Raw genomic sequence first — 17,455 nt, forward strand, 5'->3', positions numbered from 1 at the left:
TCATTTCCTGGGCAGATAGTCGGCCATTTCCCAGATCGGCCGCACCTCGACAGTCCCGGTGCTGGCCGCCGGACAGCGCGCCGCCCAGGCGATCGCGGCGTCGGCGTCCTCGGCTTCGATCATGTAGAAGCCGGCAAGCTGCTCCTTGGTGTCGGCATAGGGGCCGTCGAGCACGCTGGTCTTACCGTCAGTCATCCGGACCAGGGTGGTCGCCTGGCTCGGGCGCAGCCTGTCGCCGGCCAGCCAGGTGCCGGACTTCTTCAGCGCTTCCGTGTAGGCGTCATAGGCGGCGCTCATCTGATAGGTCGCCTCGGTCGGCACGTTCGCCATCGCGGCTTCGTCGGCGTAAATCATAAGCATGTATCGCATGGGTCTTCTCCCGTGGTTTCGAAGGCCGCTTCGTTGCGGGCCGAACGTATGTCGCGCGACCTTGGCCGATTTCGACAGGCGCTGGAAAAACTTTCGGCTCCGGCCGCGCCTTGTGCAAGCGGGCATATGTTTGGCGACACTCTCAACCATTCGTCTAACGAGCGGAATTGCGGGTTGGCATTTCCCCTCCGCTGTCTAAACTCGCCCGGTTCGCGTCAGGGAGGCGATGCGGCCAATATTTCAGGGAGGAAACCGGATGTTGAACTTCAGAAAGACGTTTATTGCTGCCGGCGCGATGGCGCTTTCCCTTGGCCTTGGTGCGGTGTCCGCCACCGCGCAGGAATTCATCAATGTGCTGACCGGCGGCACTTCGGGCGTCTATTATCCGCTCGGCGTGGCACTGTCGGAAATCTACGGCAAGGGCATCGAGGGCGCCCGCACCCAGGTGCAGGCGACCAAGGCCTCGGTCGAGAACCTCAACCTCCTGCAGCAGGGCAAGGGCGAGATCGCGTTCGCGCTCGGCGATTCCGTCAAGATGGCCGCCGAGGGCAATGCCGAGGCCGGCTTCCCCGGCAAGCTGGACAAGCTGCGCGGCATCGCCGCCATCTATCCCAATTACATCCAGATCGTCGCCAGCCAGGAATCCGGCATCAAGACGCTCGCCGACCTCAAGGGCAAGAGCTTGTCGGTCGGCGCGCCGGCATCGGGCACCGAGCTCAACGCGCGGGCCATCTTCGCCGCCGCCGGGCTGAAATACGAGGACCTCGGCCGCGTCGAATATCTGCCCTTCGCCGAATCGGTCGAGCTGATCAAGAACCGCCAGCTCGACGCCACGCTGCAATCGGCCGGGCTGGGCGTCGCCTCGATCCGCGATCTCGCCACCTCGCTGCCGATCAATGTCGTTGCGGTGCCGGCCGAAGACGTCGCCAAGATCGGCTCGCCCTATCTGTCGGTGGTCATTCCCAAAGGCACCTATGAGGGCCAGGCAGAGGATGTCGCGACAGCCGCCGTCGGCAACTTCCTCATCACCCGTGCCGATGTCTCGGATGAGACCGCCTACCAGATGACCAAGCAGATGTTCGAGCATCTCGACCAGCTTGCCGCCGCGCACGCCGCCGCCAAGGCGATCGACCCGGCCAAGGCCCTCGACGGCATGCCGGTGCCGCTGCATCCGGGCGCGGAGCGGTATTACAAGGAGAAGGGGCTGCTGAAGTAGGCGAGGACTATCTGAGATGTCTTCGCGACGCGCCTCGCACTATCATTCGCTCATTTTGGAGTGCGTCGGATGAGCGAAGCAGTCGACGGCAAATCCTCCACCTTCCATCTCCCCGTCGCCGAAGAGCAGGTAGAAGGACTGCCGCCGGGTTTCGGCGACGGCATCGCCGGCAAGGCGGCCTTCGCCATCGCGGTCGCTTTTTCCGCCTTCCAGATCTACATCGCCGCCTATGGCAGCCTGCCGAGCCAGGTGGTGCGGGCCATGCATGTCGGCTTCCTGCTGCTGCTCGGCTTCGGCCTGATCGCCAATCTGCGCGCCACCAACCTGCCGGCCAAGGCCGCGTTCTGGACGCTGGGCGTGCTCGGCTTCGGCACCGGCCTGTACAATTGGGTGTTCTATACCGACCTCATCCGGCGCTCCGGCTTCCTCACCACGCCGGACCTGATCGTCGGCGCGGTGCTGGTGGTGCTGGTCTTCGAGGCGGCGCGCCGGCTGATGGGACTGCCGCTGGCGGCCATCGCCTTCATCTTTCTCGCCTATTGCTTCGTCGGCAATCATCTGCCGCCGCCCTTCATCCATCGCGGCTATGACTTCGCCCAGCTGGTCGACACCTTCGCCTACGGCACCGAAGGCATTTACGGCACGCCGATCTATGTCTCGGCCGCCTATATTTTCATCTTCGTCGTCTTTGCCGCCTTCCTGGAGCGCGCCGGAATGATCGCGCTGTTCAACGATTTCGCGCTCGGCCTGGTCGGCACCTGGCGCGGCGGCCCGGCGCAGGTCTGCGTGCTGTCCTCGGCGCTGATGGGCACCATTTCCGGTTCCGGCGTCGCCAATGTGGTGGCCAGCGGCCAGTTCACGATTCCCTTGATGAAGCGCTTCGGCTTCCGCTCGGCCTTTGCCGGCGCCGTCGAGGCGACCTCATCGATGGGCGGCCAGATCATGCCGCCGGTGATGGGCGCGGTCGCCTTCATCATGGCCGAGACGCTGAACATCCCCTATGCCGACGTGGTCAAGGCGGCCATCATCCCGGCGCTGCTCTATTTCGGCGCCTGTTTCTGGCAGGTGCATCTGGAGGCAGGCAAGGCCGGCCTGAGCGGCATGGCCAAGGCGGACCTGCCCAACCCCTGGGACGCCGTGCGACAGCACTGGCCGCTGGTGCTGCCGCTGGCGGCGCTGATCTATCTGCTGTTCGCCGGCTACACGCCGGTCTTCGCCGGTACGATGGGCCTGGCGCTGACCATCGTGCTGATCCTCGGCACGCCGCTGGCGGCGCTGATCGGGCCGCTCGCCTTCCGCGTCGTCTTCTGGCTGGCGCTGGGGCTTGCCGCCTCCTCCTTCATGAAATTCGGCGTCAACATCCTCAGCCTTGTCATCGCCGCACTCGTCATTGCCTGCCTTGCTTTCAAGGGTGGCCGCGAGACGCTGCGGATCTGCATCGACTCGCTTGCCGAAGGCGCCAAGAACGCGCTGCCGGTCGGCATTGCCTGCGCCATCGTCGGCATCGTCATCGGCACGCTGACGCTGACCGGCATCGCCTCGACCTTCATCGGCTGGATCATCTCGATCGGCGAGAACAACCTGTTCCTGTCGCTGGTGCTGACCATGCTGACCTGCCTGGTGCTCGGCATGGGCATCCCGACCATCCCCAACTACATCATCACCTCGTCGCTGGCCGGGCCGGCGCTGCTATCGCTCGGCGTGCCGCTGGTGGTCAGCCACATGTTCGTCTTCTATTTCGGCATCATGGCCGACCTGACTCCGCCGGTGGCGCTGGCCGCCTTTGCCGCCGCACCCATGGCCAAGGAGAGCGGCCTCAAGATCGGCATCCAGGCGACAAAACTTGCCATTGCCGGCTTCGTCGTTCCGTTCATGGCGGTCTACACGCCGGCGCTGATGCTGCAGGACGCCGGACCGATCGCCGCCCAGTTCGGTTATCCCGTCGAGGTCGCCTACATCGTTCTCAAGGCCTGCATGGGCATCGTGCTGTGGGGCGCCGCCGCCGTCGGCTTCCTTGCCACGCGCATGGCCTGGTGGGAACGGCTGGTCGCCTTCGCCGCCGGCGTGCTGCTGGTGGCGGCGGTGCCGCTGACCGACGAGACCGGCTGGGCGCTGTCGCTGGCCTGGATCGGCTGGCATGTCTGGCGTGCCCGGCAGGCGCCGGCCAGGGCATGATCCCGAAGCGAAGGTCGGCGAACGCAAAAAGCGGCACCCGGCTGGCGGCGGCGATCCTGCTCAGGCGAGAAACCGCATGAGCCTGTGCATCCTCGCCGCCGGCAAGAGCGTGACGCTCGGCGTTGCCGCCTTCACATTGTCCTGGGCGCATTCGGTGGAGCGGACGCGCTGGGAGGAAGACTGGAAGGTGACGCCCTCCGGCCTGCAAGTAGTCGAGGCCCGTATCAAAGGCTCGGGTGCCGGCATGGAGCCGCCGGAAGGTGCGGTGCTGAAGGATGGCTGGTGGGCCTATTCGCCCAAGGTCGGGCCGCAGCCCCGTCTCGTGCTGGCGGCCTCCGGCGCGACGGCCGGTGGCTGGACGCTGTGCACGTCCCAGGATTGCCGCGAACTGGGTAAGGCGGCGGGCGGCGCGATTGTGCTCCAACCCTGTGTGGCCGATCGCTTGAGCCGGCTGCGGTAGCGCGCATTCATCCGATTGGCCGCAACCAGGCGCGACGCTCTCGAAGAGGATCAGCGGCTGCACCGAAGGGTTCAGAGGGACGGCTTGCGTGGGATGGCTCGTCCGCGGACGCGCGGTCACGCTGGCCTCGGCTGCTTATGTCCTATGACACCAAGCCAGCCGATGGCGGCATCAAAGACGCGGCGTTGCCGCACGCCGGCGGTCGGCCAGGACAGGGCGTTCGGCGCGATAGGCGGTGGCGCGGCTGTCGGCGTCCGGCCTGCAGATGCGGCTGTTGTGGCGGCTTTCGAAGCTCATGGTCAGTGCGCGCCCAGCGACGTGCCGCGACGGGCGCAGGCCGGACCGGGGCCACGCATGTAATAGCGCTCGGGCCGATAGGTCGGCGCGACGAATTCGCGGATAGCGGCGGCATAGCCGATGAGTTGCGTGAGGAAGTTCATTTTACCTGGTCCCTGTCCCGATTTTCGGACGTCCCTTCCGAAGTGCGAGAACGATAGCATCGAGGCGTGAATACTCAGTGAACGTGATGTTAATTTTTGGTCGAAAACCCGTCGCTTCATGGCCGGATTGCGGCTGATTCGGGGTGTTTCGACGCCTTTTGTCACCATTTCGGTTGGTGTGACTTTTGCATCACATATGTTTCGTTTGAATGTCGCCTTGGCGCGCTTGTGTTTCAACTTTCGTGCCGCCCGGGAATTTCCTGCCGTGCGGCCGCGAGCGCTCGGAACCGGCCCCACCAATGGACGTTGAGTTCCAAGAACCGGCATTGCCGGCTCACAGGCACTGCCCAGGCAAGGCCGGGATCTCCCGAACAAGCAAGAGCAATGGAAAGGTTGAAATCATGGGCTTCTTTTCGAAGGACATCAAAACGCTGGACGACCTCTTCGTGCACACGCTGCGCGACATCTATTATGCCGAAAAGCAGATCGAGAAGGCGCTGCCGAAGATGGTCGACAAGGCAACCGATCCGCAATTGAAGGCCGGCTTCGAAAAACACCTCGAGCAGACCAAGGGCCATATCGAACGCGTCGAGCAGGTGTTCGAGCTGCATGGCGTCAAGGCCAAGCAGGTCAACTGCCCGGCCATCGACGGCATTCTCGAGGAGGCCGACGACGTCAGCGGCGATGTCGACGACAAGGACGTTCTGGATGCCGCGCTGATCGCCTCCGCGCAGGCCGTCGAGCACTATGAAATGACCCGCTACGGCACCTTGATCGCCTGGGCCAAGCAGCTCGGCCGCAGCGACTGCGCCAATGTGCTGGCCAAGAATCTCAAGGAAGAGCAGGCGACGGATCGCAAGCTGACCGAAATCGCGGAAAGCAAGATCAACCTGCAGGCCGCCGAATAGGGGCTGAAGGCCGGGGCCGGCGGCAACCGCGCCGGCCCCGGCCGACCGGGTTGGAACCGAGCGGGGTGGTCGCCCGTTCCAGCTGATCTTTCTCACGGGGAAATCATCATGGCGCCGCGCCCGGCCTGGAAAGGCTATCTGAAGCTCTCGCTGGTCACCTGCGCCATCGAACTGACCAACGTGGTCACCCATGCCGACAAGGTCTCGTTCCACATTTTGAACCGCAAGACCGGCAACACGGTGAAGCGGATCTATGTCGACGCCGAGACCGGCAAACCGGTCGAGGACGGCGACGAGATCAAGGGATACGAGATCGAAAAAGGCGACTTCGTCCATATAGAGGAGGACGAGATCGAGGCGGTGCAGATCGAAACCTCGCACACGATGAGCCTCGACGGCTTCGTCGACAAATCCTCGATCCGGCAGATCTATCTCGACACCCCCTACTATGTCGCGCCGGCCGACAAGGTTTCGGAGGAGGCGTTCGCCGTCATCCGCGACGCGATGGCGGGCAAGAAGATGGCCGGGCTGGCGCGCATCGTCCTTTATCGACGCGAGCGTCCGGTGGTCATCGAGCCGCTCGGCAAGGGCATGGTGCTGACCACGCTGCGCTACGACAACACGGTGCGCCAGCCGGAGACCGTCTTCGGCGACATCGAGGCGGTGAAGACCGACCAGGAGATGACCGATCTGGCCGAGCTCATCATCGACAAGAAGAAGACCAAGTTCGATCCCTCGAAATTCGACGACAAATATGAGGAAGCCCTGCTCGAGCTGATCCGCGCCAAGAAGGCGGGGCACAAGGCGCCCAAGGCCAAGGAGGCGCCCAAACCCTCCAATGTCGTCAACCTGTTCGACGCGCTGAAGAAGAGCTTGTCGTCGGATTCGGGTTCAGGACAAACCAAGTCGTCCCCGGCGAAAGCCAAGCCGGCGGCCAAACGTGCCAAGGCGAAAAGCGTTGCGCCGAAGCGCAAATCGGCCTGAGGATACGAGATGGCCAGCAGCCTCGAACAGTATCATTCGAAGCGTGACTTCAAGAAGACCGCCGAGCCGGCCGGTAAGGTTGCGCGCGGCAAGAAGGCCGGCGGCATCTTCGTCGTCCAGAAGCATGCCGCCACAAGGCTGCATTACGATTTTCGCCTCGAGCATGATGGCGTGCTGTGGAGCTGGGCGGTGACGCGCGGCCCGAGCCTCGATCCGCACGAAAAGCGGCTGGCCGTGCATGTCGAGGATCATCCCATCGACTATGCCGGCTTCGAAGGCACCATCCCCAAGGGCGAGTATGGCGGCGGCTCGGTCCTCGTCTGGGACGAGGGCACCTGGATGCCCGAGGGCGATCCGGCCAAGATGATGGCGAAGGGGCACATCAACTTCGAGCTCGAGGGCCACAAGCTGCGTGGCAAGTGGCATCTGGTGCGGCTGCGGCCGCGGCCCGGCGAAAAACGCGACAACTGGCTGCTGATCAAGTCGGACGATGCCGCCGCACGCCCGGGCGAGGATATTCTGCAAGACGAGCCGAAATCGGTGAAATCAGGCCTGACGATCGAGGAGGTCGGTGAAGGCAAGGCGGCCAAGGGCGAGAAGCCGAAGGTCTGGCATTCGAACAAGCCGGCCGCCGGCAAGGCCAAGACCGGCGGCAAGAAGCTCGATTTCATCGAGCCGCAGCTCGCCACGCTGGAGCGCGACGCACCGTCGGGCCAGGACTGGCTGCATGAGGTGAAGTTCGACGGCTACCGCATGCAGGCGCAGATCGCCGGCACCGACGTTCGGCTCCTGACCCGCACCGGGCTGGACTGGACGGAAAAATTCGGCGGCGAGATCGCGGCCGAACTCGCCGGGCTGAAATGCAGCGACGCCATCCTCGACGGCGAGATCGTCGTGCTGGCCGACAGCGGCGTGTCGTCCTTCGCGCTGCTGCAGCAGGATCTGTCGGCGAAGCGGACGAACCGCTTCATCTATTACGTCTTCGACCTGATGCGGCTCGACGGCAAGGATTTGCGCCGCGAGCCGCTTGTCGAGCGCAAGCAGGCCCTGCAGGCGCTGCTCGGCGAGCCGTCCGACACCGCGGCGGTGCGTTTTTCCGACCATTTTGCCGAACCCGGCAAGATCATGCTGGAACATGCCTGCCGCATGGGGCTGGAAGGCGTCGTCTCAAAACGCGCCGATGCGCCCTACCGCAGCGGGCGCGGTCCGGCATGGGTCAAATCGAAATGCACGGCACGGCAGGAATTCGTCATTGGCGGCTATCTGCCGTCGGACAAGACCGGGCGCGGCCTGCGCTCGCTGCTGGTCGGCTATTTCGAAGGCGGCAGCCTGCACTATGCCGGCCGTGTCGGCACCGGCTTCTCCACCAAGAGCGCCAACGACCTGAAGAAGAAGCTCGATGCGCTGAAGGCGGACGCCTCGCCCTTCGATGCGGCCGTGCCGAAGGGCAAGGGCCTGGTCTGGGTCAAGCCGGAACTGGTCGGCGAAGTGGAGTTTCGCAGCTGGACGTCGGACCGTATAATACGCCATGCTTCGTTCCAGGGGCTGCGCGAGGACAAGCCGGCGGAGGAAGTCGTGCAGGAAAAGCCCAATGCAACGGGAACAGGGGCAGCGGGAACCAAAACAGCGACAGGCAAGAGCCCCGCCAAGCCCAAGCCGGCGGCAGGCAGCGCCAATACGGCAGCACCGGCGGCGAAAACCAGCGTGAAGCTCTCCCACCCGGACAAGCTTCTGTGGCCCGACGAAAAGATCTCGAAGCAGGCCCTGCTCGATCACTACGCGCTGGTATGGCCGCGCATGAAGCAATTCGTGGTCGACCGCCCGCTCAGCCTGGTCAGGGCGCCCGATGGTGTCGGCGGCCAGCGCTTCTTCCAGAAGCATGCCTCGCCCGGCATGCATGCGAAGATCGAGAAGACCAAGGATCCCACGGATGGCGAGGAAATCCTGTTCATCCGCGATTTCGACGGCATCGCGGCGCTGGTCCAGCTCGGCGTGGTCGAGATCCACATCTGGGGCTGCACCATCGACAAGCTTGAACAGCCCGACCAGATCGTCTTCGACCTCGACCCCGACGAGGGCGTCGATGTGAAGGCGGTGCGCGAGGCGGCGCTCGACATCAGGGGCAAGCTCGACGAGCTGTCGCTGCCCAATTTCGTCAAGACATCGGGCGGCAAGGGCTTTCACGTCGTCGTTCCGCTGAAGCCGTCGGCGGATTGGGCCGAGGTCAAAGGCTTCGCCCATGATTTCGCCAGGGCGCTGGAGCAAGGCGCGCCGGACCGCTACACCGCGACGCTGTCGAAGAAGGCGCGCACGGGGAAGATCTTCGTCGACTACCTGCGCAACGGCAGCGGCGCGACCACCGTCGCGCCCTACTCCTCGCGCGCCAAGAAGGGCGCGACGGTGTCGATGCCGGTGACATGGGCCGAGATCGAGGCCGGCCTGCCGCCGAACGCCTTCCCGATCGGCGACAAGACGACGCTGAAACGGCTCTCGGAAGCCGATCCGTGGGTGGATTTCTTCAAGAAGGGGAAGGTGCTGAAGCGCGGCTAGCTCGACTTTCAACGCTGCGGGACTCTCACCCCAAAAACACCCTCTCGAACGCCTGCTTGCCCGGCGGCGAGAAAATCACCGCGCGGCTGTCCTTCTCGCGGCGCGCCCATTTCTCGGCAAGGATCTTGTCGAGGATGGCGGCGCCCAGCGTCCCGGCGAGGTGCGAGCGCCGCACGCTCCAGTCGAGGCAGGCGCGGCACACCGGCCGCCGAGGCTTGGTGTAGACATCGATGCCGATCGCCGCGAAATGCGATGCGGCGGATGGCCCGAGCCTGATCTCCTTGTCGTTGCGGACCAGTATGTTTTTCTCGACGAGGCGGTCCAGCATCGCAACGGCCTGCTCGCCGGCAAGGTGATCGTAGCAGACGCGCGCGACGCGCATCGCGCCGTCGCGCGGGCCTGGCCGCACGCGCCTGGGGCCAACGGCTTCCGCCACGCCGGTGATGGCCTCGATCATGCCGGCCACTTGCGGGCCGGCCAGACCGTAATAGCGATGCCGGCCCTGGCTGGCCAAGGTCAGCAGTCCGCCCTCCATCAGCTTGGACAGATGCGAGGAGGCGGTCGGCAGCGACACGCCGGCCTCCAGCGCCAGTTCGCTCGCGGTCAATGCCGTGCCGCCCATCAGGGCATTCAGCATGTTGGCGCGGGCCGGATCGCCGACCAGGCTGGCGATGCGGGCAATGTCGGGTCCTTCACGCATGGTTTGATCCTCATCGAAGCATTCTTGTCAGATAACCATTATTCTCCGACGGGATCAAGGAGACGAGGATGGCCGCACGAATCGCTTTCACCCCCGAACCGGTGCCCCGCCGCCAATCGTCCCCGTTCGTCACCTGGGTCCGCTCACGGTTGCTGGCCCGCTGGTATGACCGCCATTCGCAGCGCCGCGACCTCTCGGAGATCGACGACCACCTGCTGCGCGACCTCGGCCTGACACGGGAGGACGTGCGCCGCGAATGCGCGAAATCCTTCTGGCAGGCGTGATCGCCAAATCATCTGCCTAGCAGATCGGGTGGCACGACGTTTCGAGGCCGCTCGAACTATCGGCGCGAAAGCCCATCAAGGAGACCGACATGACCATCACCTGCTTCATCCGCTATGAGATCGACCCGTTCGGCAAGGCCGCCTTCGAGGAGTATGCCCGCAACTGGGGTCAGGCCATTCCGCGCTGCGGCGCCGATCTGATCGGCTATTTCGCGCCGCATGAGGGCTCGGCCACGACGGCCTATGCCGCCTACAACATCGAAAGCCTCGCCGCCTACGAAGCCTACCGCGCCCGGCTTGCCGCAGACCCCGCCGGCAAGGCAAACTATGAATTCGCCAAGCGCGAACGCTTCATCCTCAAGGAGGACCGCATGTTCCTGAAACTGGCTTCCGGCCCGCATGCGCCGCTGGTCAAGCTATGATCGCCGTCATCTTCGAGGTGCAGCCTGCGCAGGGCCGGCGCGAGGCCTATCTGAGCATAGCCGCCGACCTGCGTCCGCTGCTCGACGGCATTGACGGCTTCATCTCCGTCGAGCGCTTCCAGAGCCTGGCCGACCCGGACCGGGTGCTGTCGCTGTCGTTCTGGCGCGACGAGGAGGCGGTGAAGGCCTGGCGCAACACCGAAGAGCACCGGCAGGCGCAGCGGGCCGGGCGCGGCGGTATCTTTGCCGGCTATCGATTGCGGATCGCGCACGTGGTGCGCGACTACGGACTGGTCGAGAGGAACGAGGCGCCGGCGGACAGCCGGGCCGTGAATGGGTAGAGTTATTGGGCTGACGTTGGCGCCGCCCCTCACCTGCCTGCCATCGCCGGTTTCGCCAATCGCCAGCGTTGGAAGAAAGGAGCCAGCGCTGCAGCCAGCCTCCTTCTCCCCGTCACTATACGGGGAGAAGTGCCCGGCAGGGCGATGAGGGGCAGCGCTGACCTCGCCACTTTGTTTACGCATTCCCGATCAGCACGCCCGCCGCGAACACCAGGGCGCCGCCCAGCACCACCTGGAAGGCGGCGCGCAGGAACGGGGTCTGCATGTAGCGGTTCTGGACGAAGGCGATGGCCCACAGTTCGAAGAACACCACCACGGCGGCTACCGCCGTCGCGGTCCAGAAATGCGGGATGAGATAGGGCAGCGCGTGGCCGAGGCCGCCCAGCGTCGTCATGATGCCGACGGTCAGGCCGCGCTTGATCGGTGAACCCCTGCCCGACAGCTTGCCGTCGTCGGAAGCGACCTCGGTGAAGCCCATCGAGATCCCGGCGCCGATCGAGGCGGCGAGACCGACCAGAAGCGTCTGCCAGGTGTCATGGGTGGCAAAGGCGGCGGCGAAGATCGGCGCCAGCGTCGACACCGACCCGTCCATCAGCCCGGCCAGGCCCGGCTGCACATAGGTGAGGATGAACTGGCGCTGCTCGGCGGTCGCCTCCTCGACCTTGACTTCGCCCGGCACGTGTTTCTGCTCCAGCGCATGCGCCGAGCTTTCATGGCCCTGTTCGGCCGCGGCCAGATCGTCGAGCAGCTTGCGGGTCGAGGCGTCGGTGGTGCGCTTGGCCGCCTCGACATAGAACAGATAAGCTTGCCGCTCCATCGCCTCGGCCTGGCGGCGCACGGCCTCGATGCCGAGCGGCCGCACCAGCCAGTCGGGCTTGCGCTCGAAATAGCCCCTCACATGTTCACGGCGGATCAGCGGAATGCGCTCGCCGAAACGCTTGCGGAAGAGTTCGATCAGCGAGTCGCGATGGCCGTCTTCCTCCTCGGCCATGGCCTCGAAGAGTTTGGCCGATTGCGGAAAGGTCTCGGACAATCCGTCCGCATAGGCCCGGTAGATACGCCCGTCATCCTCCTCCGATGAAATGGCCAGCGCCAGGATCTCCTGTTCGGAGAGCGATTCGAAGGAGCGGCGGCCGAAGCCGAAAACACGGGAAAGCATGAGGAAATCACCCTAGTTTAGAATTGTTCTAAACTATGATTTGCAACGTCCTTGGTCAATCGTGCGCTTGGCCACGGTCAAGAATAGTTGAGCCGGCACCGGGCATCCCTCTTCATTATCAGCGAATGTTTACCTATATATCGGGCCAAGCCAAAAAAGGAACGAGCTGATGACGGCCAAGAAGCCTCCGCACCCCTACGACCCGAAACCGGTCCTCGATCTCATCGCCAGCATCGAGGCCGACCTGCAGCGCCTGAAGGGGCTGGTCGAGCAGCAGATCGAGAAATTCGACCCCGCCAACCCGCACAACAAGGCACCCGACGGCAAGCTGACCGAGGAAGGCGTCGAGTGCTGCTACCGCATGTTCGACGAGGGCAAGTCGCGCTATTCGGTCGCCCAGCAGATGAAGATCTCGTTTGCCGCCGCCACGCATCGGTTCAACAATTGGCGCAAGCTGGGCGGCAGCAAGCGGCAGCGGACATTGCTGGGGTGAATTTCGATATGCGGGCGTGACGGCCGCAACGCAGGATGTGTTTGTGTCTTGATCACAATCGCGAACTTTGTCCCGGTCACATCTTTTCGTTGGCATCGCGCGCGCCTTTGCGTGCACCATGGCCGGATCGCATCGCCACAGGACCCGCCATGACCACCCCTCCCGGCATCGCCGACATCCATGCCGCCGCAGCGCGCCTCTCGGGCCTGATCGTCGAGACCCCCTTGATCGAATCGCAGGAACTGAACAGGCGCTTCGGCGGCCGCATCCTGTTCAAGCCGGAGACGCTGCAGCGCACCGGCTCGTTCAAGTTCCGCGGTGCCTACAACAAGCTGTCGACGCTGAGCGAGGCGGAGCGCTCGCGTGGCGTCGTCGCTTTCTCTTCGGGCAATCACGCGCAAGGCGTGGCGGCTTCCGCCGCCATGTTCGGCGTCAAGGCGGTCATCGCCATGCCGGCGGATGCACCTGACATGAAGATCGCCAATGTCCGCAGGATGGGCGCCGAGGTGGTGCCCTTCGACCGATTCAAGGACGACCGCATGACGGTGGTGCGCCCCTATCTCGACAAGGGCATGGCGTTGGTGCCGCCTTTCGACGATCCGGCCATCATTGCCGGCCAGGGCACGATCGGACTGGAGCTGGTCAAGCAGGCGCGGGCTCTGGGTGTCGGCCTCGACGCGGTCGTCATCCCCTGTGGTGGCGGCGGCCTGACCAGCGGCATCTCGGTCGCCGTGAAGGATACCTCGCCCGGCACCGCGATCTGGGCTGTCGAACCCGAGCATTTCGACGACACGCGCCGCTCGCTGGCCGCGGGCGCCAGGGTTTCGAACGAGCCTGGCCACAGTTCGATCTGCGACGCCATCCTCACCGCCGAGCCGGGCGCGATCACCTTCGAGATCAACCGCCGCAACCTCGCCGGCGCCGTCGCCGTCTCCGAGGATGCCGTCAGGCAGGCGATGCGCGACGCCATGGCCTATCTGAAGCTGGTGGTCGAGCCCGGAGGCTGCGTCGCGCTGGCGGCGCTGTCATCGGGTGAGATCGAGCTGTCCGGCAAATGCGTTGCCGTGGTGCTGTCCGGCGGCAATGTCGATTTCGGCACCTATGCCGGGATCATGGCGGCGTAGGGCGGCACAGGTCAGCTCTCGTCAGTCCAGCGTGCGCCTGAACCGCACCAGCGCCACGCCGGCGAACAGCGCCACGAAAACCGCCAGCCAGCCGATTTCGGTCGCCACGGCCGGCAGTTCCGCGCCCTTCAGCATCACCGCGCGGGTGATGCGCAGGAAATGCGTCAGCGGGAAGATCTCGCCGAAGGTCTGCGCCCAGTCCGGCATGCCGCGATAGGGGAACATGAAGCCCGACAGCATGATCGAGGGCAGGAAGAAGAAGAAGGTGAGCTGAAGCGCCTGCATCTGCGTGCGTGCGATCGTCGAGATCGTGTAGCCGAGCAGCACCAGCGACAGCACGAACACCAGCACCGCCGACAAAAGCAGCGTCATCGAGCCGGTGAAGGGGATGGCGAACAGAAGCTTCGACGCCGCCAGCACCACCACCACCTGCACCGCGCCGACCGCCAGGTAGGGCAGCACCTTGCCCATCATGATCTCCAGCGGGCTCGACGGCATCGCCAGGAGATTTTCCATCGTGCCGCGCTCGGTCTCGCGCGTCAGCGCGATCGAGGTCATCATCACCATGGTCATCTGCAGGATGACGCCGAGCAGGCCGGGCACGATGTTGTATTGCGAGATGCCTTCGGGGTTGTAGCGGCGGTGGACGACGACATCGAGCTGCCCCCTGGCGGCTTCCGCCGCGGCTTCCTGCGTGCCTTGCGCTCTCAGCAGCGCCTGGCCGGCGATGGTGCCGAGCGTCGAGATGGCGCCGCTGGCGACCGCCGGATCGGTGGCGTCGGCCTCGATCAGGATTTGCGGCTTGTCGCCGCGCTCGACGCGGCGGGCGAAATCGGCCGGGATGGTGACGACGAAGGCGACGTCGCCGCGCGCCATCAGGAACTCGGCCTCCTCGGCGCTTTGCGCGACATGGTCGAAGCGGTAGTAACCGGTGGTCTGCAGCGCCGCGACCATGGCGCGGGTATAAGGATCGCTGCTGGTCGCCACCAGGGCCGCCGGCAGGCTTTTCGGGTCGTTGTTGATGGCGTAGCCGAACAGCACGAGCTGGATCAGCGGCACGCCCAGCATCATGGCGAAGGTGATGCGGTCGCGCCGCATCTGGATGAACTCCTTGATCAGCAGGGCGCCGAGCCTGGCTAAGGAAAAGACGCTGTTCATGCCATGTTGTCCTTCGATCCCGACATGAACTGGATGAAGACATCCTCCAGGCTGGTTTCGCCCGGCGTCACCGTTACGCCCTTGTGCTCCCTCTCGACGTCGGCAAGCGCGGCCTCGAGCTTCTCGCGGTCGGAACCGACGACGTGCAGCGTCGCGCCGAACGGCGCCACCTGGTCGACGCCGGGGCGGCCTTGCAGCGCTTGCGCCACCTCGTCGAGCTTTGGACCCTGCAGCACGAAGGTGGTCAGGCCTGCATTCTTCACCACCTCGGCGACGGTGCCGGTGGCCAGCATCCTGCCATAGGAGATGTAGCTGATGCGGTGGCAGCGCTCGGCCTCGTCCATGTAATGAGTGGAGACCAGCACGGTCAGCCCGCCGCTCGCCAGGCGATGGATCTCGTCCCAGAACTCGCGCCGCGCCTTCGGATCGACGCCGGCCGTCGGCTCGTCCAGCAGCAGCAGTTTCGGCTTGTGCATGATGCAGGCGGCCAGCGCCAGCCGCTGCTTCCAGCCGCCGGACAAGGTGCCGGCCAGCTGGTTGCGGCGCGTCGTCAGGCCGAGCTCCTCCAGCGTGCGCGAGACATAGTCCTCGACCGGCCGCAGCCGGTAGAGCCGCGCCACGAATTCGAGGTTCTCGCCGATCGTCAGATCCTCGTAGAAGGAGAATTTCTGCGTCATGTAGCCGACTTCGCGCTTGATCCTGAGGCTGTCGGTGCGGATGTTGAAGCCCAGCACCGTGCCTTCACCCTCGTCCGGCGTCAGCAGGCCGCACATGATGCGGATGGTGGTGGTCTTGCCCGAGCCGTTGGGGCCGAGGAAGCCGACGATCTCGCCCTCGGCTACCGACATCGTCACATGGTCGACGACGGTCTTGTCGCCGAAGCGTTTGACCAGGCCGTGAACGTCGATGGCGTTCATTTTCCCATGTCCGCGAGATCGACATCGACGATCTGGCCGGGCTGCAGCGGCCCCGCATCGCCCTCCGGCCGCGCCTCGACGAGGTAGACCAGCTTCTGCCGGTTTTCCAGGGAGTAGATCACCGGCGGGGTGAATTCGGGATCGGGCGAGACATAGCTGACGCGCGCCTTCACCTCCGGGCCACAGCCGTCGCAATGGACGCTGAGCAGGCTGCCGACCTTGACTGAGGAGAAGGCGCTTTCCGGAATATAGACGCTGAGCTTCACCGCGCCGTCGGGAAGCACCGAGATGACCGGCGCGGTCGGGCCCGCCGTGTCGCCGGGATTGCGGATGACGTCGTTGACGCGGCCTGGCGAAGGCGCCGCCAACACGCGTTTGGAGAGCCGCCATTGCGCCTGATCCAGTGCCGCCTGCGCCTGTCTGACCTGATTGTCGGCGGCCTTGATCGTTTCGGCACGCGCCGGCAGGCCGCCGACCGCCAGGTTGGCCTCCGCCTGGCCGACCTGCGCATTGGCCGTCTCCAGCGTCGCGGAAGCCGTGTCGAAATCAGCCTGCGTGCCGGCGCCGCGTTTGAACAGGTCGCTGGCGCGGTCGAATTTTCGCTTGGCGTCGGCGGCCTGTGCCTTGGTCATGTCGACCTCGGCCTTCAGCACGGCGATCTCTTCCGGCCGCTTGCCAACCTGGAGATCGGCATACTGCGCCTGCGCCTGGGCCAGCGCCGCCTGCGCTTGCGCCACCGCGATCTTGGCGTCGGCATTTTCGAGTGTCACCACGGTGGCTCCCGGCGTGACGCGGTCGCCGCGCTTCACCGCCACCGTCTCGACCTGCGCCACCTCGATCGGCGCCAGGAGCACATAATCGCCCTCGACATAACCGACGGCGAGCGGTGCCGCCGGCGCGCAGGCACCGAACAATTGCGCGGCGAGCGGCAGCGAACACAGAAAGCTCATTGTTTTAATCCCTTCATCCCTGGCCCCTTCCGGGCGGCCAGTATGGCGCCGAGATTGTCCGTGGTGACCGCCACCATCTTGGCGACCTCGGCGGCGCCGATGTCGCGCCAGCCCATGCGGCGCATGACAGCCTCGCGGCCGATGCGGAAATAGATGACCTGGCCGATCAACGTGAACACGGTGAGTCGGGTGCGTTCGCTCTCGGCCGGCTCGCCGGTGGCCTGCTCCCACATTTGGCACAGCCGACGGTGCGTCGGCTCGAAGACGCCGTCATAGATGCGGTCGAGCGCCGCCGTCGGATGCGACAGCTCGCGCAGCACGAATTGCACGATCTCTCCGGCCTGCGGCTGTGCCACGATGAAGCCGACCATCCGCTCGAGTGCCGTGAAGAGCTGCGCGCGCGCCGCCTCAGGATCGCTTGCCGCCGCCTGTCCGTGGCCGAGCCCCTCGCCGGCGCCCAGTGCCTGCCCTGCGACGCCCTGGATGGTCTCGACGATGAAGTCGGCGGCAGCGGCGCGAAGACCTTCCTTGCCGCCGAAATGATAGGCGATCGAGCCGATATTGGCCCCTGCCTCGGCGGCAATTTCGCGCGTCGAGGTGCCGTCGAAGCCCTGCCGCCCGAACAGTTTCAACGCCGCCTGGACAAGCGCGGCGCGCGTCGGCTCTGCCGGGGAGGTCTCGCGGCGGGGTCTCTTGGCGTCTGGCAATTTGATCATGCCAAAGACCTTAATCAATCGATTGATTAAGGTCAACTTGTGTGCGGCGCTGTCTTGCCATCGCGCGCGGCAACCGCTTTAGTGCGCGG

20 protein-coding genes are annotated in these 17,455 nt (G+C 65.1%); 11 read left to right on the plus strand and 9 right to left on the minus strand.

Annotation, left to right across the window (positions count from 1 at the left end):
* Complete coding sequence (locus FJ527_RS10245) at positions 1 to 369, minus strand: YciI family protein (RefSeq protein ID WP_015314786.1); 369 nt, start codon at positions 367 to 369, stop codon at positions 1 to 3.
* A gap of 256 nt (positions 370 to 625) precedes the next feature.
* On the opposite strand from FJ527_RS10245, the gene FJ527_RS10250 reads away from it, so the two are divergent.
* From FJ527_RS10250 to FJ527_RS10260, 3 genes are all read left to right on the plus strand, one after another.
* Positions 626 to 1,585, plus strand: a complete 960-nt coding sequence (locus FJ527_RS10250) for a TAXI family TRAP transporter solute-binding subunit (protein ID WP_140660352.1) — start codon at positions 626 to 628, stop codon at positions 1,583 to 1,585.
* A 69-nt stretch (positions 1,586 to 1,654) separates the two neighbouring features.
* Entirely contained in the window at positions 1,655 to 3,760 is a 2,106-nt protein-coding gene (locus FJ527_RS10255; protein WP_140822993.1) for a TRAP transporter permease, read from the plus strand.
* 76 nt (positions 3,761 to 3,836) lie between these two features.
* Complete coding sequence (locus tag FJ527_RS10260) at positions 3,837 to 4,220, plus strand: DUF1850 domain-containing protein (protein WP_015314783.1); 384 nt, start codon at positions 3,837 to 3,839, stop codon at positions 4,218 to 4,220.
* Positions 4,221 to 4,391: 171 nt separating this feature from the next.
* Here FJ527_RS10260 and FJ527_RS29820 read toward each other — a convergent pair whose 3' ends face one another.
* Both FJ527_RS29820 and FJ527_RS10265 read right to left on the minus strand, forming a co-directional pair.
* The gene (locus FJ527_RS29820; RefSeq protein ID WP_263484918.1) at positions 4,392 to 4,517 is read right to left on the minus strand and encodes a hypothetical protein; all 126 of its coding nucleotides are present in this window, start codon (positions 4,515 to 4,517) and stop codon (positions 4,392 to 4,394) included.
* A gap of 2 nt (positions 4,518 to 4,519) precedes the next feature.
* On the minus strand, positions 4,520 to 4,660 hold the full coding sequence (locus FJ527_RS10265) for a hypothetical protein (protein WP_015314782.1): 141 nt from the start codon (positions 4,658 to 4,660) through the stop codon (positions 4,520 to 4,522).
* Between the two features lie 401 nt (positions 4,661 to 5,061).
* Here FJ527_RS10265 and FJ527_RS10270 point away from each other — a divergent pair, with 401 nt between their 5' ends.
* The 3 genes from FJ527_RS10270 (at position 5,062) to ligD (ending at position 9,102) form a co-directional block, all read left to right on the plus strand.
* Entirely contained in the window at positions 5,062 to 5,568 is a 507-nt protein-coding gene (locus FJ527_RS10270; RefSeq protein ID WP_015314781.1) for a ferritin-like domain-containing protein, read from the plus strand.
* A 108-nt stretch (positions 5,569 to 5,676) separates the two neighbouring features.
* Positions 5,677 to 6,552, plus strand: a complete 876-nt coding sequence (locus tag FJ527_RS10275; protein WP_140618129.1) for a Ku protein — start codon at positions 5,677 to 5,679, stop codon at positions 6,550 to 6,552.
* A gap of 9 nt (positions 6,553 to 6,561) precedes the next feature.
* Positions 6,562 to 9,102, plus strand: coding sequence for a DNA ligase D (gene ligD, locus FJ527_RS10280; protein WP_140788886.1), 2,541 nt, complete (start codon positions 6,562 to 6,564; stop codon positions 9,100 to 9,102).
* Between the two features lie 25 nt (positions 9,103 to 9,127).
* Here ligD and FJ527_RS10285 read toward each other — a convergent pair whose 3' ends face one another.
* Positions 9,128 to 9,802 (minus strand): winged helix-turn-helix domain-containing protein, encoded by a 675-nt coding sequence (locus FJ527_RS10285; RefSeq protein ID WP_140712075.1) that lies wholly within the window; start codon positions 9,800 to 9,802, stop codon positions 9,128 to 9,130.
* 68 nt (positions 9,803 to 9,870) lie between these two features.
* On the opposite strand from FJ527_RS10285, the gene FJ527_RS10290 reads away from it, so the two are divergent.
* The 3 genes from FJ527_RS10290 (at position 9,871) to FJ527_RS10300 (ending at position 10,849) form a co-directional block, all read left to right on the plus strand.
* Complete coding sequence (locus tag FJ527_RS10290; RefSeq protein WP_140822995.1) at positions 9,871 to 10,086, plus strand: DUF1127 domain-containing protein; 216 nt, start codon at positions 9,871 to 9,873, stop codon at positions 10,084 to 10,086.
* Positions 10,087 to 10,175: 89 nt separating this feature from the next.
* Positions 10,176 to 10,508 carry an NIPSNAP family protein gene (locus FJ527_RS10295; RefSeq protein WP_140712071.1) on the plus strand — a complete coding sequence of 111 codons (333 nt, stop codon included), beginning with the start codon at positions 10,176 to 10,178 and terminating at the stop codon, positions 10,506 to 10,508.
* On the plus strand, positions 10,505 to 10,849 hold the full coding sequence (locus tag FJ527_RS10300; protein ID WP_140822997.1) for an antibiotic biosynthesis monooxygenase: 345 nt from the start codon (positions 10,505 to 10,507) through the stop codon (positions 10,847 to 10,849). Before FJ527_RS10295 ends, FJ527_RS10300 begins: the two co-directional genes overlap by 4 nt.
* A gap of 175 nt (positions 10,850 to 11,024) precedes the next feature.
* Here FJ527_RS10300 and mbfA read toward each other — a convergent pair whose 3' ends face one another.
* Positions 11,025 to 12,008, minus strand: coding sequence for an iron exporter MbfA (gene mbfA, locus FJ527_RS10305; protein WP_015314774.1), 984 nt, complete (start codon positions 12,006 to 12,008; stop codon positions 11,025 to 11,027).
* 169 nt (positions 12,009 to 12,177) lie between these two features.
* Here mbfA and FJ527_RS10310 point away from each other — a divergent pair, with 169 nt between their 5' ends.
* Together FJ527_RS10310 and FJ527_RS10315 are read left to right on the plus strand one after the other, a co-directional pair.
* Positions 12,178 to 12,501 (plus strand): hypothetical protein, encoded by a 324-nt coding sequence (locus FJ527_RS10310; RefSeq protein WP_140712067.1) that lies wholly within the window; start codon positions 12,178 to 12,180, stop codon positions 12,499 to 12,501.
* A 149-nt stretch (positions 12,502 to 12,650) separates the two neighbouring features.
* On the plus strand, positions 12,651 to 13,625 hold the full coding sequence (locus FJ527_RS10315) for a threonine/serine dehydratase (RefSeq protein WP_140712065.1): 975 nt from the start codon (positions 12,651 to 12,653) through the stop codon (positions 13,623 to 13,625).
* Between the two features lie 21 nt (positions 13,626 to 13,646).
* Here the strand turns inward: FJ527_RS10315 and FJ527_RS10320 are convergent, their stop codons facing one another.
* The 4 genes from FJ527_RS10320 to FJ527_RS10335 are packed head-to-tail and all read right to left on the minus strand — an operon-like array spanning position 13,647 to position 17,366.
* Positions 13,647 to 14,783, minus strand: coding sequence for an ABC transporter permease (locus FJ527_RS10320; protein ID WP_140660343.1), 1,137 nt, complete (start codon positions 14,781 to 14,783; stop codon positions 13,647 to 13,649).
* Complete coding sequence (locus FJ527_RS10325) at positions 14,780 to 15,700, minus strand: ABC transporter ATP-binding protein (protein ID WP_140618109.1); 921 nt, start codon at positions 15,698 to 15,700, stop codon at positions 14,780 to 14,782. Before FJ527_RS10325 ends, FJ527_RS10320 begins: the two co-directional genes overlap by 4 nt.
* A complete protein-coding gene (locus FJ527_RS10330) occupies positions 15,697 to 16,650 on the minus strand; it encodes an HlyD family efflux transporter periplasmic adaptor subunit (RefSeq protein ID WP_140712061.1) in 954 nt (317 codons plus the stop codon). The genes FJ527_RS10325 and FJ527_RS10330 overlap by 4 nt, the downstream gene beginning before the upstream one ends.
* Positions 16,647 to 17,366 (minus strand): CerR family C-terminal domain-containing protein, encoded by a 720-nt coding sequence (locus FJ527_RS10335; RefSeq protein ID WP_140822999.1) that lies wholly within the window; start codon positions 17,364 to 17,366, stop codon positions 16,647 to 16,649. The genes FJ527_RS10330 and FJ527_RS10335 overlap by 4 nt, the downstream gene beginning before the upstream one ends.
* Positions 17,367 to 17,455: the final 89 nt, after the last annotated feature.

Origin of the sequence: Mesorhizobium sp. B2-4-18, assembly GCF_006441385.1 — a bacterium.
Taxonomy (GTDB): domain Bacteria; phylum Pseudomonadota; class Alphaproteobacteria; order Rhizobiales; family Rhizobiaceae; genus Mesorhizobium; species Mesorhizobium australicum.